Origin of the sequence: Virgibacillus litoralis (genome assembly GCF_017873675.1) — a bacterium.
GTDB lineage: Bacteria > Bacillota > Bacilli > Bacillales > Amphibacillaceae > Lentibacillus > Lentibacillus litoralis.
Genome location: NZ_JAGGKK010000006.1, coordinates 117,947 through 134,011 on the forward strand (window position 1 = coordinate 117,947; position 16,065 = coordinate 134,011).

The 16,065-nt window shown below is 39.4% G+C and carries 18 protein-coding genes; 11 read left to right on the forward strand and 7 right to left on the reverse strand.

The features are described 5' to 3' along the window. Position 1: 1 nt before the first annotated feature. On the reverse strand, positions 2-376 hold the full coding sequence (locus J2Z82_RS07320) for a GntR family transcriptional regulator (protein ID WP_209480129.1): 375 nt from the start codon (positions 374-376) through the stop codon (positions 2-4). A gap of 256 nt (positions 377-632) precedes the next feature. Here J2Z82_RS07320 and selD point away from each other — a divergent pair, with 256 nt between their 5' ends. The 4 genes from selD (at position 633) to J2Z82_RS07340 (ending at position 4,055) form a co-directional block, all read left to right on the forward strand. Continuing rightward, positions 633-1,676: a selenide, water dikinase SelD gene (gene selD / locus J2Z82_RS07325; RefSeq protein ID WP_209480130.1), complete on the forward strand. Its 1,044-nt coding sequence runs from the start codon at positions 633-635 to the stop codon at positions 1,674-1,676. 31 nt (positions 1,677-1,707) lie between these two features. Continuing rightward, a complete protein-coding gene (mnmH, locus tag J2Z82_RS07330; protein ID WP_209480131.1) occupies positions 1,708-2,748 on the forward strand; it encodes a tRNA 2-selenouridine(34) synthase MnmH in 1,041 nt (346 codons plus the stop codon). A gap of 21 nt (positions 2,749-2,769) precedes the next feature. Next, positions 2,770-3,573 carry a metallophosphoesterase gene (locus tag J2Z82_RS07335; protein ID WP_209480132.1) on the forward strand — a complete coding sequence of 268 codons (804 nt, stop codon included), beginning with the start codon at positions 2,770-2,772 and terminating at the stop codon, positions 3,571-3,573. An 89-nt stretch (positions 3,574-3,662) separates the two neighbouring features. Continuing rightward, a complete protein-coding gene (locus tag J2Z82_RS07340; RefSeq protein WP_209480133.1) occupies positions 3,663-4,055 on the forward strand; it encodes a hypothetical protein in 393 nt (130 codons plus the stop codon). A gap of 437 nt (positions 4,056-4,492) precedes the next feature. On the opposite strand, the gene nagZ is transcribed toward J2Z82_RS07340, so the two are convergent. Next, on the reverse strand, positions 4,493-6,145 hold the full coding sequence (gene nagZ / locus J2Z82_RS07345; protein ID WP_209480134.1) for a beta-N-acetylhexosaminidase: 1,653 nt from the start codon (positions 6,143-6,145) through the stop codon (positions 4,493-4,495). A gap of 690 nt (positions 6,146-6,835) precedes the next feature. On the opposite strand from nagZ, the gene J2Z82_RS07350 reads away from it, so the two are divergent. Further along, entirely contained in the window at positions 6,836-7,186 is a 351-nt protein-coding gene (locus tag J2Z82_RS07350; protein ID WP_245251192.1) for a VOC family protein, read from the forward strand. A 93-nt stretch (positions 7,187-7,279) separates the two neighbouring features. Here the strand turns inward: J2Z82_RS07350 and J2Z82_RS07355 are convergent, their stop codons facing one another. Beyond that, entirely contained in the window at positions 7,280-8,227 is a 948-nt protein-coding gene (locus J2Z82_RS07355; RefSeq protein WP_209480135.1) for an MBL fold metallo-hydrolase, read from the reverse strand. A 370-nt stretch (positions 8,228-8,597) separates the two neighbouring features. On the opposite strand from J2Z82_RS07355, the gene J2Z82_RS07360 reads away from it, so the two are divergent. Then, a complete protein-coding gene (locus tag J2Z82_RS07360) occupies positions 8,598-9,209 on the forward strand; it encodes a spore coat protein (protein ID WP_209480136.1) in 612 nt (203 codons plus the stop codon). 204 nt (positions 9,210-9,413) lie between these two features. Here J2Z82_RS07360 and J2Z82_RS07365 read toward each other — a convergent pair whose 3' ends face one another. Continuing rightward, positions 9,414-9,587: a hypothetical protein gene (locus J2Z82_RS07365; protein ID WP_209480137.1), complete on the reverse strand. Its 174-nt coding sequence runs from the start codon at positions 9,585-9,587 to the stop codon at positions 9,414-9,416. Positions 9,588-9,600: 13 nt separating this feature from the next. Continuing rightward, positions 9,601-11,544 carry an aconitate hydratase gene (locus J2Z82_RS07370; protein WP_209480138.1) on the reverse strand — a complete coding sequence of 648 codons (1,944 nt, stop codon included), beginning with the start codon at positions 11,542-11,544 and terminating at the stop codon, positions 9,601-9,603. 153 nt (positions 11,545-11,697) lie between these two features. Here J2Z82_RS07370 and J2Z82_RS07375 point away from each other — a divergent pair, with 153 nt between their 5' ends. The 5 genes from J2Z82_RS07375 to J2Z82_RS07395 all read left to right on the forward strand — a co-directional run bounded on the left by J2Z82_RS07375 (position 11,698) and on the right by J2Z82_RS07395 (position 14,219). After that, entirely contained in the window at positions 11,698-12,495 is a 798-nt protein-coding gene (locus tag J2Z82_RS07375) for a TIGR00266 family protein (RefSeq protein ID WP_209480139.1), read from the forward strand. Positions 12,496-12,559: 64 nt separating this feature from the next. Continuing rightward, on the forward strand, positions 12,560-12,733 hold the full coding sequence (locus J2Z82_RS07380; RefSeq protein ID WP_209480140.1) for a YfhD family protein: 174 nt from the start codon (positions 12,560-12,562) through the stop codon (positions 12,731-12,733). Positions 12,734-12,885: 152 nt separating this feature from the next. Continuing rightward, positions 12,886-13,320: a YueI family protein gene (locus tag J2Z82_RS07385; RefSeq protein ID WP_209480141.1), complete on the forward strand. Its 435-nt coding sequence runs from the start codon at positions 12,886-12,888 to the stop codon at positions 13,318-13,320. Between the two features lie 62 nt (positions 13,321-13,382). Further along, the gene (locus J2Z82_RS07390) at positions 13,383-13,631 is read left to right on the forward strand and encodes a DNA alkylation repair protein (RefSeq protein WP_209480142.1); all 249 of its coding nucleotides are present in this window, start codon (positions 13,383-13,385) and stop codon (positions 13,629-13,631) included. Between the two features lie 60 nt (positions 13,632-13,691). Then, positions 13,692-14,219 (forward strand): type 1 glutamine amidotransferase domain-containing protein, encoded by a 528-nt coding sequence (locus J2Z82_RS07395; protein WP_209480143.1) that lies wholly within the window; start codon positions 13,692-13,694, stop codon positions 14,217-14,219. Positions 14,220-14,690: 471 nt separating this feature from the next. Here J2Z82_RS07395 and J2Z82_RS07400 read toward each other — a convergent pair whose 3' ends face one another. Beyond that, on the reverse strand, positions 14,691-15,359 hold the full coding sequence (locus J2Z82_RS07400; RefSeq protein ID WP_209480144.1) for a chlorite dismutase family protein: 669 nt from the start codon (positions 15,357-15,359) through the stop codon (positions 14,691-14,693). A gap of 23 nt (positions 15,360-15,382) precedes the next feature. Beyond that, a complete protein-coding gene (locus tag J2Z82_RS07405; RefSeq protein WP_209480145.1) occupies positions 15,383-15,871 on the reverse strand; it encodes a DinB family protein in 489 nt (162 codons plus the stop codon). Between the last annotated feature and the right edge of the window lie 194 nt (positions 15,872-16,065).

The following is a 16,065-nucleotide window of genomic DNA, read 5'->3' on the forward strand; positions in this document are numbered from 1 at the left end:
CCTACTCATTGCTCTCTTTTTCGTACTTTTTCTGAACTAAATCCAGCACTTCTTCAACCGGAACATTAATCGAACGGATAGAAGTAACGAAGGATTCCACCGCTTCGACAATAAGTTCCTCTCTAACCGCACCAAGAATCTGTTCATCCTTCGTGATACGGCTTGGCAAATTTCGTTCTGTATAAATCAATCCCTGCTCCTCCATTTCCTTATACGCTCGCTGCGCCGTATTCGGATTTATTTTTATCCTGTTTGCTAATTCTCTCCTTGAGGGAATCTCCTGCCCCGGCTCAAACATTCCAGTAGCAATCTGTTCCTTAAAATAACGGATCACCTGAATATAGACCGGGTCACGATTGTTTAAGTCTATTTGCATAAACACAGCTCCTATTTACCTCAGATGTGTAGCTTCTATTTGTTTTTGTGTATTAACCAATTAATACACCGAAGTCAAAAAACCCGTGTATTAATCAGTTAATACAACCATGAATGTATTATACGGTTAATACAGTTAGATTGTCAACATAGTTTATTAAATTATTTCAGACCAGACACTTAAAACACTAGTCATAACTTCTTGTATGTTAGAATTAAATTATAGATATCGTAATTTTCGGAAGGATTGATTACATATGACTGATTCAATAAAACTTACATCTTTATCTTCTAAAGGAGGCTGTGGCTGTAAAATTGGACCCGCTGATTTATCCGAGGTCTTACGCTCCCTTCCTCCCACCGCTTCTAACCCAAATTTACTTGTAGGGCTTGATACAAGTGATGATGCCGGAGTATACAAGCTAAATGATGAACTGGCTATCGTACAAACAGTTGATTTTTTCACTCCAATTGTTGATGATCCCTTTGCCTTTGGTCAAGTTGCTGCAGCAAATGCGATTAGTGATGTATATGCAATGGGAGGAAAGCCAATAACTGCTCTTAACATCGTTGCATTCCCAATATCTACTTTAGATAAAGGAATCCTTGCTGAAATATTGCATGGTGCCCAGGAAAAGCTGGCCGAGGCAGGGGTTGCACTAGTTGGCGGCCATTCCATTGATGACAAGGAACCAAAATTCGGACTTGCAGTAACAGGGACCGTAAATCCCCAAAAAATCCGAACAAATACAGGAGCTAAACCCGGGGATAAGCTTATTTTAACCAAACCAATTGGAGTCGGTATCTGTACAACTTCCATTAAAAATAACTTGTTAAATGATGAGGAAATAAACCGTGTTACAGAAGTCATGACAACGTTAAATAAAACAGCTACTGAGACAATGGAAGGATATGATGTCCATGCCTGTACCGATGTAACCGGGTTTGGTTTGCTGGGCCATGCTTCTGAAATGGCAGGAGGCAGTGACGTCGAAATCCAGATTAATTATAAAGAAGTTCCTCTTTTGCCAAGAGTTAAGGAGCTTGCTGAATCCGGGTCCGTACCTGGTGGAACAAAGAGTAACTTTAGCCATGTACAAGATATTGTATCTTATCCGGAAGAAATGGATCAGGTTGATAAATGGATTTTATGTGATGCTGTAACATCTGGGGGACTTTTCATTTCCATAGCAAATGAGGATGCAAACTCACTAGTTAGTGATTTACAGAAAAATGGAGTAGAAGCACAGATAATCGGGGATGTAGTAAACGGCGAAAACGGAAAAATCACCGTAAAATAGAATTAATTTTTTACTAGGAAGTGACGAATTTATGTTTCAGGATATAACGTTACAGGATTTATTTAATAAACAACATAATGAACCTCATACAGTAATTGATGTACGCTCTCCAAAAGAATATTATGATGCCACAATTCCAGGCAGCATTAACATTCCCGTTTTTTCAGATGATGAGCGCGCTGAGGTTGGAACACTTTACAAGCAAGTTGGTAAGGAAGCAGCGAAAGAGCGAGGACTTGCCATTTTTTCTGCTAAACTTCCGGAATTCATAGCAGCGTTTAATCAAATTGAAACACCTAAAACAGTATTTTGCTGGCGTGGTGGTATGCGCAGTAAAACGGCAGCAACTGTACTTGATTTGATGGGGCTAGAGGTGAAACGATTAACAGGTGGCTACAGAACCTACCGTCAATGGATAGTCAGTATGCTGGAAAATCCGGAATTTAAGCCTGAAGTCCTTGTGCTGAATGGGAATACAGGATCAGGCAAAACAGCTCTGTTAAAACAGCTTTCGCAAAAAGGGTACCCCGTATTTGATTTGGAAGGGATGGCTAGTCACCGTGGATCCATCTTTGGGCAAATTGGACTTGTGCCAAGCAATCAGAAGAAATTTGAGTCGCTGCTTGTTCAGAAAATGTTGCGTTATAAGGATGCACCATTTGTCTTATTAGAAGGTGAAAGCAAACGGATCGGGAAAGTAACTATTCCAGAGTTTCTATATGACAAAAAGGAACAAGGGATGCAGTTATTCATCGATCTGCCATTAGACGAGCGGGTACGAAACATTCTCGATGACTACCAGCCTTGGAATTCACCAGATGAATATCTTGAGGCATTTCGACTTATTAAAAAACGAATACATACACCGATTGCAGCTGAAATTGATTATGATCTGCAAAATGGTAATTATCATAATGCGATAAAGCTGCTGCTGGAATATTACTACGACCCGAAGTATGAGCATTCGGCAAAACAATACCCGAACGGAAGGAAAATTCACCTTCAAGCAACTGATACTAACGACGCCCTCCAACAGATTGAAGACGAATTGACAGAGGCAGTAAAAAAATAAAAATAAAGGCGAGGGATTTTAATGAAACTTGGTGTGCTTTCCGACATTCATGAAGACTTTAACCGTAAAGAAACCCAGTCAAATATCATGTCAATTTTAAGTGAATGGATAACAACGAAACGCCCTGATGTATTTATTATAGGCGGTGACATGACTGATAATCCAAATAAAGCACTTGCATTACTGAACCAGCTACAGAAGGAATGTCCCGACACAACAATTCTTTTTGTCCATGGTAATCATGATATTTATGACGAGAGCTCGGTAAATGCTTATGAAACGTTACTTAAATTTCCAGGAAATCTCGGAAATGGTGTCATTGAACTAAATGACGATTGGGTCGTTATAGGTGATGGCGGCTGGTATGATTACAGTTTCGGGGTTCCTGACTATTCAAAAAACGATTTTAAAAAAGGAACATTTAACAACTTTACATGGCCTGATAAACTGTATGCCAATTGGGCTGAGTCTGATTCAGATGTCGTTGGTCGTTACACACTCAAATTATCGTACTGGCTGGAAAAGTATCGTGACCGAAATATTGTTATGGTTACGCATTTCGTTCCCTTTGCCAAATATGTAGAATATAAAAACGAACCCGGTTGGGATTTTTTCAATTCCATGATGGGCAGTGAAAAATTTGGTCAATTAGCTGATAAGTACAATATTAAAAAATATATATTCGGACATGTGCATAAACGATACCATGAACAGCACAATGGTATGGAAATTATCTGTAATCCATTAGGATATTACCCACATGAATGGACACACGAATCAGCCGAAGAAGAAATAACGTCCACAATTAAAATGATTGAAATTTAGCCTTTTCCAGATGTAATGTATTATTCATACTCCGTTCATATGAGTAAGCTATTCTGTTATAAAGCTGATTTTATTAAGGAGAGAGAAACGTGAATACGTACAGTAAAACTTTACTGCGATTTTCGGCATTATTCGCATTAATAGGTGCATTCCTGGGCTCCCACATGGCAGGGGCAGGCAGTCTTGCGTTTAAAACCGTACACGCACACATATTAGTTGTCGGATGGCTAACCCTGTTCGCATGGGCAGTATATTACAAAATCTTCACACCAGCCAATAAGGTGCTGGCAGCATTCCATGTCTGGACAGCAATTATTGGGGCAGTTGGCTTAACAGTTGGCATGTGGCTTTATTACTTAAGACCATTTGATCTTGCTGATGGGATAGTAACCGTCTTCTTCATCGTTGGCGGATCCATATTGCTGTTAAGCTTTTTATTCTTTGCAGTACTAACGTTTATGAAAACCGAAGATGAGAAATAAAGGAACAAAAGCACAAGCGCCTGTTCAGCGCCGTATGGACTGTGCTCAGCGCTGCGGGTGGGTCGACGTTGCCGCGCAAAGCGGCGGTGTTAGTCGATCTTCCTTTTCCCGTGTGAGATAAAGGATACACGAAGAGCGTAAGCTGCCCCACAGGACATGGGGTAGTTCGACGTTGCCACAGGATGTGGTGGTTTTAGTCGAACATCCTTTATTTATTTCTTATCATAGACACGGGGAGGGAAGTCCACTAGGCGCTAGGCGCTGGCCGGTGACGCCACGTCCTGTGGCGTCACCGGCACTAGTACGTCCTGTACGTCGAAGCTGAACGTCGCTGATTCGGAAGTCCAAATATCCACAGCACTTAAATTTTATAATTTCCTATAAAATAAATCAGAACCTGTCCTCCTATAGCCTATGGTTGGACAGGTTTTTAATAGTTACTTTCGTATGTTGCTCAGCGATTTATTGAGCTTATTAACATTTACAGGATCTGTTCTTTCGTCATTAAGTCTGTATTTCTCTTTTAGTTCCATGATTCTCGTGACACTTTTGTTGATTCTTTCCTCGGTAATTTCTCCTTGTTCAACAGCCTCTTTCAACGCATTAATGACTGTCATCACCTTATTAAAATCGTGTGCAACCATTATCATATCGCTTCCGGATTTCACAGATTGAACCGCTGCATTTCCAATATCATAGTTATTTGTTATCGCCCTCATGGTCATGTCATCTGTTACAATCACCCCGGAAAAATTAAGCTGTTGCCGTAATAATCCGGAAATGATTTGTTGTGACATAGAAGATGGGTACTCCGAATCAATCTGAGGCAGTAATATATGAGCGACCATAACAACATCTGCACCATTATTGATTGCTTTTTTAAAGGGAATCAATTCAAGGTTCTCTAATTCCATTAGTGTTTTGTTAACTGTTGGCAGTTGAAGGTGGGAGTCAACCGAGGTATCACCATGTCCAGGAAAATGTTTTATAACAGATATGGTGCCTTGTGACTGTATTCCTTTCATTGTCTGGATACCGAGATTACTTACAACTTTAGGGTCCTCACCAAAAGATCGCTCACCAATAACCGGATTATCTGGATTGCTATTCACATCAAGAACAGGAGCGAAGTTAAGATTAAAACCAAAGGACTTTACCATCTTTCCTAAATGTGCTCCTATTTTATAGGAATACTCCTGGTTATTCCTGTCTCCAATTTTACCGTTTCCAGGAATCTCATTTAAGTCCCCAGGAAGCTTGGAAATCTCCCCACCCTCCTGATCAACTCCAAGTAGAATGGGCAAATGATTATCGCTATTTTCAGCCCTGATTTTGTTCGTTAATTTCACCGTCTGATCGGGTGTTTGCATATTTTCCCTATATAAAATAATCCCACCTATTTTATAGTGATTGACAAGTTTTTTTGTGTTTTTTGTTAACGTTGTGCCAGAAATTCCTGCAACTATCATTTGGCCAATCTTTTCATTTAGACTCATATCTTTAATAAGTGCCTTTTTATGATTCAAATCTGGTTCTGTAAATATAGAAATATGGTGTACTTTGGGATTAGGCTTATCGTCAGTTGGTTTTGGCATGATCCACTTTAACTGATAGTTTGAATTGACTTGATAAACTAAAATTATTTGATCATGGCTATCATCTTTGTAATAACGGGTCTCGTCAGGATTACCTTTTTGTTTTTTTAGATCATTAAAATGTATTTTCTTTAATTTTGAAGTATGTAAACGAATATCAAATACAATGCCATCATGATAACCCATATTAATATTGTGTTTTGGGTATTCAATATAGTGTCTATCTTTAGTTGTTTCAGATTGTATTGCGTCTCCCCATTTATCAGTTACCACTTCTATATTTGTCTCCCCAGCTACAAAGGAAGTATTGGGAACTTTGCCTTCTTCAGCTAAAGAAAATATCTTATCTATTAATGCATTAGTCTGATTCAAATTGTTCTCTTCTTTACCAGTTGGATTCTCGATTTTAGAGGTGTTTTCTTTTGGGTTGAATATAAACAAAGCCCCTGTAAGAACGATAATACCTATCAGAATGAAACTCAATTTTTGCAGCATTTGAACACCTCCAGCATTTCTATTTAAATAGACGATATTCATCTGAAAATGTTGCATGGCTTTGATTTATACCTGCCTGCAATTATTAGAAAACTAAGGCTTATCGCCAGGCTTTAATATAGATAAGCCTTAGTTGCACTTATGCAGTATAACTGCTCATAAAGACTGTTTCTAAAAGTTTGCTGTTTATGACACAAAAGATGTAAAATGCGAAGTAACATGGAAAATTGTTGAGTGCTATAACACCGCTTCGGAAATACACTTCGCGCACCTAGGGCGGCTGATGAGCCTCCTTGCTCCTACGTCGCTGGGTTGTTCTCATTTTATCCTAGCAATTAGCAAATATTTTAGATACATGCGGTTCTTTTTAATTCCAGCTATGGAAAAATACTTACCTTCACAGTGACATCTTAACCAGTGGAGGCAGAATACGTAGACTCCTATGGGAACAGCACGTTCCGAAGACCCCGGAAGAAGCGTTCTGTGCTTCTGAGGAGGCTGAGGTCGTGCCCATGGAAAGCGAAGTATTCTGCCGAAACGAGTCAAAGCACTTTACCCTCTTTAGAACTAGAAAAAAGGCTAAAAAATTTTTCCACAGTACGTCGCATTTTATATCAACTCCGATGGTTAAAGAGCAACAGATTTTACGAAAAGAGTTATAATAGAAATAGAAAATGGAGGTTTTTGTTAATGAAAAAGCTTGTACCACATATCAGAATTGAAAATTGTAAAGAAGAGGTCGAATACTACCAGCAAGTGTTTGGCGGGGAAATTAAAAACACACAACTAGCTGATGGGATCGACATGTTCAAAGGTCATGAAGGAAAGTATATCCACGCCGAGCTACACATAAATGAGGATTGTATTATCTATTTAGCTGACGTATTTGGTGATAAATTTCCTAAAGACAGTAATATTCTACTTGGACCTGATCTTGAAAGCGAAGAAGAAATTACAGCTATTTATAATAAGCTTGCAGAAGAAGGAAAAGTTAAGATGGAGTTGCAGGATACATTTTGGGGTGCAAAGCATGTATTGTAAAAGACCGAAACGGAATCTCCTGGGAATTAAATTATACAAAACAATAATTGGTTTATTATATAAAGTGCCTATCACCGATGATAGGCACTTTTCTTATTGCTTCACTTTGTTAAAATAATCTATAATCCCAAGTGCGCTAACTTGCATATCAAGATTGATCAGTACATAGACGTCATGGTCTTCAGGAACATTAAGACTGCTCAAGTGATCTTTTACACGATGAAGCAGTTTTCCAGCAAGTACATCATATGCTTTCCCCTCTGTTATCACTTCTTCACTGATCTCCATAAAGGTTTTCAGCCATTCCGAAACCTGATCTAGTGCATCGTCTACCTGCTCCGTCATTCCAAAATGCCCATAATATATTCTGCTTAAATTCATTTTCCGCATACGTTCAATCGCTGCTTGCATGGCGTTGGGATCAAATTGATTTGGTGATGTTGATGGCAGAAAAAAATCAATACCATCACGTACTAGCTGCTGATAGCGAATCCCAACAGTATCGCCGGTAAACATACCGTTACTAACTGGATCATAGATACTAAAATGATGTTTCGCATGTCCCGGTGTGTCCAGGAATTCCAAAGTACAATTAGTTCCGATTTTTAATATATCGCCTTCCCCTTTAACAAGCAGGCGTTCTTCTGGGATAGGGACAATCGGATCAAATAAATCACTAAAGCTATCTCCGTACACAGCCCTTGCACCTGCTGCTAATTTTTTAGGGTCTTCCAAATGTCGTGCACCCTTTGGATGAACAACTACCGTTGCATTCGGGCACTCCTTAAGGAATACACCAGCACCTCCAGCATGATCAAGATGAACATGTGTAACAATAATATATTTGATTTCTTCTAACGAAAACCCGAGTGATTCCAGTCCTTTTTTTATATACTTTACTGATGGGCTTGGTCCTGTTTCGACTAGTGTTAATTCATCATCATCAATCACATATGTACCGGTACGTTCCGGTATCGCCAAATCAAAGCCGTCAATTAAATGAATTCGCTTATCCAACTCAACTGGTTTTTTCTCCTCCATTTTCTTGCCCTCCTATCATAAAGTTTTGTTCTATTTCTCATAGCTATCGGTGATTAGAAAACTTGGCATTCGCCAAGCCTTTGGGCGAATTGCCTTAGTTGCACTTATGCAGTAAGAAAGTAGTTATACTTTCTTATCTGCTAAAATTATACATGAATTACCTTAAATAAACGAATAATCATAACTAGAATTTTCAATATATTATTGAAAAAATCCCCTTAAAGAGATTTTGCACAAGCTGTAAACGTTTCATCTGTCATTCAACATTAAACGTGCAAGGACAGGAACGAGAAAATTTACTTCGCCAGATACATAATAAGCCCTTTTTAGTTCAAAATAACATTGACTATTTAAAGGAGGTCATATATTTATGCATAATGAAGAACAACAAAATTTACAGGGAACTTCTCAAATGCCGCCCCAACAGCACTATGGCGGACATGATATGTTCGATGCCCATGAAGCCATGTCAACATTAGTAGGCGCAATGGAGCAAGGCGTATTATACGAACAGCATATTCAAGACCAGGAATTGAAGGCAATGTGCCAAAAGCATCGCGCATTCTGTACCCAACTTTACAATACAATTGTTGATACGCTAAAAACTGGACAAGACCCTGCTGTACCGACACAATCCTATAAAATGGACCAAAATAACGATGTCATGTATGGCATGCAGCCTTCACAGCCAAAAACACCTGCCCAATCTGTTACAGAGCTAAATGATCAAAGCATTTCCGGCTTCATGTTGGGTTCAATGAAAACTGCTGCATCTGCATTTACAATGACGTCACTGGAAATGACAAATCCAATTATGCGACGTATTATGGCAGATAGTGTTCCAAACATGGTTGAAATGGCTTATGAAGTATTTTTATATCAGAATAAGAATCAATATTATCAAGTTCCACAGCTACAGCAACAGCACATGCAAGCCTTCCAGAACAGCTATGCACCTGCTCAGGGGACAATGCCGCACTAATTGTTAGAAAACCAGGCTTCTCGCCAAGCTTTAAATATGGATAAGCCTTAGTTGCACTTATGCAGTAAGAAAGGACTTATACCTTCTTAACTGCTAAAAAACTACCTGTTCGCTTGATGCGAATAGGTAGTTTTTATTCGTCAATATTTGACAAAATTCGGGGAGTGACAGGCACCACGCAGGACAGGCACCATGCAGGCACTCTTAATCCAGCAGGCGGTTATTCTCGTCTACTTCCATTATTCTGGCTGATCTTGATATATCAGCTAGGTCGTATTGTCCGTCTCCGTGACACACACTGCATTGGTATTGCCAGCCTTCATCATCTGATAGCATTCCTGTTCCTTCACATGCTTTACAGGTATCTTCTCTATTCATAATTTAGCCTCCATTACTGTTTATTTTTCACCCAGTTAATAATTCCGCCTTTTAACATGATTTCAAGTTGGCGCTCTGATAGGGCATGTTGAACATTTATTTCTTGGTCCTTATCTTTTACTGTTATCGAAAATTGATTTCCCTGTTGAATTTTATTACACAAATCCGTTAATTCCAATACATCACCAGAGGAGAGTAAATCATAATCTTCTTCATTCACGAATGTTAGTGGTAATACACCAAAGTTAACTAGGTTCTGCCAATGAATCCGAGCAAAGTCCTTTACCAAAGCAACACGTAAACCAAGATATCTAGGTGCCAGTGCAGCATGTTCGCGGCTTGAACCTTGACCATAGTTATATCCACCGACTACAGCATGTCCTCCCTTATCTACCGTTGCTTTCCCTCGTTTATAGTAAGTATCATCAATAATCTCAAACGTAAACTTGCTAATTTCAGGCAAATTACTTCGAAATGGCAATACACGTGCCCCACCAGCTAATATTTCGTCTGTTGATATGTTATCTCCCATTTTTAAGAGTATAGGAAGTTCTAAACGGTCAGCCATTTCGTCCATTTTTGGAATGGAAGCAATATTTGGACCTTTGTATAACTCGACTTTCTTAGCTTCCTCAAGCGGAATTGGTGTATCCAATAAGCTGATATCATTCGTAGGATTCTTAGGATCTTTTAGCTTAGGATAATCCATTCCGAGTGTTCTAGGATCGGTAATTTGCCCAGTTAGAGCTGAAGCTGCTGCAGTTTCTGGACTGCATAAGTAAACACTATCTTCCTTCGTACCAGATCTGCCAGGAAAGTTCCTTGGAGTAGTACGCAAACTAATTCTGCCTGTTGCTGGAGCTTGCCCCATTCCAATACATCCGTTACAGCCGGCCTGATGCATCCGCGCGCCAGACTGAAGCAAACTCGCTATGTGACTCTCCTTAACTAAATCAGTCAACATCTGTCTCGACGTAGGATTAATGTCCAGCGAAACTCCATCTGCAATTTGCTTATCATGTACAATTTGTGCAGCTACAGCAAAGTCACGAAACCCTGGATTTGCTGATGATCCAATGTATGATTGATAAATTGGTGTGCCGACTAATTCAGATATCGACACTACGTTACCTGGACTTGATGGCTTAGCAATTAGCGGTTCAATTTGTGTCAGATCAATCTCTTCATATATATCATATGTTGCGTCCTTATCAGCAGTCAACTCAATCCAGTCATCTTCCCGATCCTGTTCCTTTAAAAATCGCTTAACTTCTTTGTCAGAAGGAAACACGGTACCAGTAGCACCAAGTTCAGCCCCCATATTGGCAATGACGTGACGATCCATTGCACTTAACTCCTTAAGTCCAGGACCGAAGTATTCGATTACCTTCCCAACACCGCCTTTTACATCATGTCGGCGAAGTAGTTCTAAAATAACATCCTTGGCACTAACCCAATCAGGTAATTTCCCTGTTAAATTTATACCCCATACTTTAGGCATTTTTACATAAAAAGGTTCACCCGCAATAGCAAGTGCTACATCTATCCCTCCAGCACCCATTGCCAGCATGCCCATGCATCCATTAGCACAAGTATGACTGTCTGATCCAAGTAACGTTTTTCCTGGTTTCGCTAATCGCTGCATATGAACCGGGTGACTAACACCGTTGCCAGGACGACTATAATACATCCCAAACCGTCTAGTTGCACTTTGTAAAAATAAATGATCGTCAGGATTCTTACTATCCACCTGAATCAAGTTATGATCCACGTATTGAGCTGAAGCTTCCGTCTTTGCACGTTCCAATTCCATTGCTTCTAGCTCAAGCATTACTAGTGTTCCGGTAGCATCCTGTGTTAACGTTTGATCAATTTTAAGACCTATCTCTTCCCCAGCCTCCATCTTACCTGCCATAAGATGGTCTTTTATAAGCTTCTGTGTAATATTTAGCGGCATAGAATTCCTCCTATTTACTTTTCATATAAATTTTTATACTCTAGTATACTTTTTTAGTATATGAAAAAAAGCCTATAATTATTTGTAAGATATACGAATCTCTTGATTAGTTATCACGTATTATCTAAAAACAAGGTAAAGGGGCTGTAAAAATTGAATAATCATGAAATCGATTACGAATTACATGGGGATGATATGCAATTTGTAGAGGTGGAGCTTGATCCGCAAGAAACTGTTATTGCCGAAGCAGGAAGCTTAATGATGATGGATGAGCAAATAAGCATGGAAACCATTTTTGGTGATGGTTCTTCTAATCAGGGAAGCGGTATAATGGGAAAACTTCTCGGCGCAGGTAAACGTGTGATTACTGGCGAGAGTCTATTCATGACTACTTTCACAAATGATGGATCAGGAAAAAAGCATCTATCCTTTGCTTCACCATATCCTGGAAAGATTATTCCGATGGATTTAAGTGAAATAAATGGAAAGCTAATTTGTCAAAAAGACGCATTCCTTGCCGCCGCAAAGGGGGTTTCTGTTGGTGTTGAATTCCAGAAGAAAGTTGGCGCAGGTTTCTTCGGTGGTGAAGGATTTATTATGCAAAAGCTTGAAGGTGATGGAATGGCTTTTGTTCACGCAGGTGGGACAATTCACAAAAAAGTACTTGAACCGGGTGAATCTTTAAAAGTGGATACCGGATGTCTTGTATCAATGACAGGGGATGTTGATTACAACGTTGAATTTGTAGGTGGTATTAAAACAGCTATGTTCGGTGGTGAAGGGCTATTTTTCGCAACATTGAGAGGTCCTGGAGAGGTTTGGATTCAATCGCTTCCGTTCAGCCGTCTGGCAAGCAGAATATTTGCGGCAGCACCAGAAAAAGGCGGATCAAAGGGAGAAGGAAGTGTAGCTGGAGGTTTATTCGATTTATTGGGCGGAGACAGAAAATAGAATTTATAAAGTCCTTTCATTTTGCACATACTACCCAGGAAACCATTAAAAAGAGGTGGATAACTTGGGTAGAGATGAACACAACAAACCCAGAGGAAGAAACTTTTTAGCACAAACACCAAAGAATCAAAAAACAGATGGCCGTGATGTTGAGTTTTCTAATGAATTTGCTGACCACGAAGATAAAGAAGCACAAGCGAGAAGTCAACAAGCAGATAAACGCGCCAAACGGAAGTAACATTCAACGTGCCCCAACAATTGGGGCACGTTTTTGATTGTTAGATGCGTGCCTGTCACTTCCCGGTTTTTGTCGAATAATATTTAAAATTGGATGATATGTTTATCATATTATACAATTAACTAAATTGGTTTTATAAATGAGGTGCAGACATGGGAAAAAAGAACGTTGAGGATTATCTGACGGAAGGAATTTATGGTTCCAAACAAACCAAAAAAGCAGAACGCAAGCAATTTTTAGGAACAATTAGAGAGAGAATAGTTATTGCACTTACTAAAGGTCAAGTGATGACAGACAAAGGTCTGATTAAACTGGATGAAGCAATGCAAAGCAATAAAGATGCCAAGCTACTAATCAACGGGCACGTGTCTTCCAAATTTTTAACAGAAGAAAAAGCTCTGGCTAAAAAGAACAATATCCCATACACCGTCATCACTAACAATGATGCCGATACAGATATAGGTGCCGTGTTAACATATGATTATGCTATCGACAAAGAAGATATCTTTGTACAAAACACAGAGGAAAAGGATGAACCCGAAGAACCTGCATCATTTCTTTCTAAAGTAAAACGATGGTTTACATAATAGCTGACCTCCAACTCATAATTTAATGCAATTCAGGAATAATAAGGGTTGGAGGTGTTTAAATGACACAACAATACCTTTGCCCAAATTGCAAAACAAATCGTTCACGCTTTAACATAATCGAACAAGTAGCAAAACCAGTAAAGCTGGATGCACAGACAGGTGAAATAACGAATGAATACACCAGTGATAATATGGATGTCTTCCACATTGCCTACAAAGGACCGGAATACAGAATTCAATGTGGTGCCTGCGGGCTTATTGAAGATGAAAACACGTTTGTGAAATTTGCCAAGTATAGTGGCCAGTAACACTATATTCGAAATGGCGGTATCCCTTTGGTACACTTGAAATAACATGGAGGGATTATTATGCGATTATCAGACAAAAAAGTAATTGCGCTTGTAGAAGATGACTTTGAAGATCTTGAATTATGGTATCCAGTTTTAAGACTCCAGGAAGAGGGAACTGAGGTTCACCTGGTTGGAAAAGAGGCAAAAAAGAAATATGTTGGAAAATATGGTGTTCCCGCAACATCAGACTATGCCTTTTCCGATGTTAATGGTGAAGATTATGATGCCATCCTTGTTCCAGGTGGCTGGGCACCAGATAAGTTAAGACGCTATCCGGAAGTTCTAAAATACGTTCGAGTAATGGACGATGCCAAAAAGCCAATCGGTCAAATCTGTCATGCAGGCTGGGTGCTTATTTCTGCTAACATTTTACAAGGGAGAACAGTTACCAGCACACCAGGCATTAAGGATGATATGTCAAATGCAGGCGCAACATGGATTGATGAAGCGGTTATTGTCGATGGACATATCGTTTCAAGTCGTCGTCCACCAGACCTGCCAGCCTATGTAAAAGCATTTGCCGACAAGTTAGCTGAAATAAACTAGAAAACTGGTATATCGAGATCTTAGAACTCCTATGATTTAAGAGTGCAGCATTAATATAGCGAGTTCAGGTCTATGGGAGAAAACAATATAAAATACAACTTAAACTGCTGGCTGAAGTATTGACGCTCGGAATAAGTATCCAACAATCAGTCGAATGAATCCTCGTTCCGCTATTTAGCAGAAAAGGTGCTCTCGGAAGGGGTGAGACGGATCCTCGTTCCGTTAAGTAGCAGAAAACCGGCCAAATTTGAGGCAGAAATGACAAATAGCGGAATGAGGATCCGCCAAGTCAATCGAAGCGGATCCTCATTCCGTTAATAAATGGGTTATTCAACAACAGGAGCGGAATAATGCTAATATTTTCTACATCATTTCCCTCTCCCGAAACTGAAGCTCAACCGCCGCCCCAAGCGCGCGCAGTGTATTTCGTTAGCGGTTGTCATAGCACTCAAGCATTACATCGTAAACATATCAAATATATTGTGATAAAGCATCTTCTAGCTCAAAGTTCCGTCCCACGATAAACGGCCATTCATGCTGCATATACAGCCTTGATTTAGACTCGCGCAGTTTACGGACACAATCAACCAGAAGCCCTAAGTTATTTGTTTCGAACGATAATAGCCATTCATAATCACCTAGCCCAAAGCCATACACGCCATTAGTTAAAATTCCAGGAATAAATTCATGTCCGATATTCCCATGATCACCAATTAGTGCTTTTCGTTCCCACTTTGGTAATAAATAGTATTCAGGGGTCCGGATAAACGGATAGAAGCACAAGTATTCTCTTGCAGGAACTCCCATTTGAAAAGAGGTCGGGTGCTCGGAAAACTCAAAAGGCTTAGTCATTCCTGTAAACGCATGTGGAATATCGATATATTTCCCCCATGTTGAACGACGTAAATCCAATTGGAGGTCCTGAATATCTTGGAATCGATCCGCATACATCCAAAATAATAAATCCGTATGCGCCTGAAATCCCTGTGTTACGTATGCCCCTCTTAGACCAACTGTATTCTCATACTTTTGAAAGATTGCTACAGCTTCCCTTACCGCTTCTTTCTTTTGATCGACTGAAAGCTCGTCCCACTGTGATGTATATTTAACTGCCAAATGATTCGTAAATTGCTCCTCCATGTGTATTCCTCCTTAAGTTTTAGTTATAAATTTAATTTCTCTCTGATTTCGTGAATTTGATAAATATGGCGTTTTTCATGCAGCCAGATAAGATCGACTGCATTCTTTAAACTTATTACTCCAAAATCCTGATGCTTCATAGACTTTTTAGCCAAAATTCGCTCGTGTGTTTCATTAAAGACGAATTGTAAGTGCTGAAATCTGGATTTCTCTAATAACTGAAGTAAATTTTCCTTTGTGATCATTTCATTCGGTGGTTCACTCATTGCTTTGGATTTTTTGGTTCTGTCAGTAATAAAAGTTAGGTCTTTTTCCTCCACCTTTTCTGTTTTAGCCTGCAAAGCGTCCAAAACAAGTCCTGCCATCGCTTTTTCTGATGTATATAAATGATGAAGCACCTGGGCAATACTCCAGCTTTTATTAGATGGATTCTGATTTAACTGCTCATCACTTAAATCTTGAAAGCTAGTTAATAGTTTCGTTCGCGTCCTGCCAAGATTAGAAATTAACATCCCTTTCACCTCGTATATGTAAAGTTTATTTTCTGTTTCACAAAGCAATCATAATTGAATTTTTTATTTCAATATGTGATATTTATCACATTTTTTATCTGATTATGGCTTTTTTGTGACTATTTAGGTTAACTACACTTACTTTCGTTTCCTTTACACCTGGTAAACGGTTTCATATAATAGGGTTAGTGACT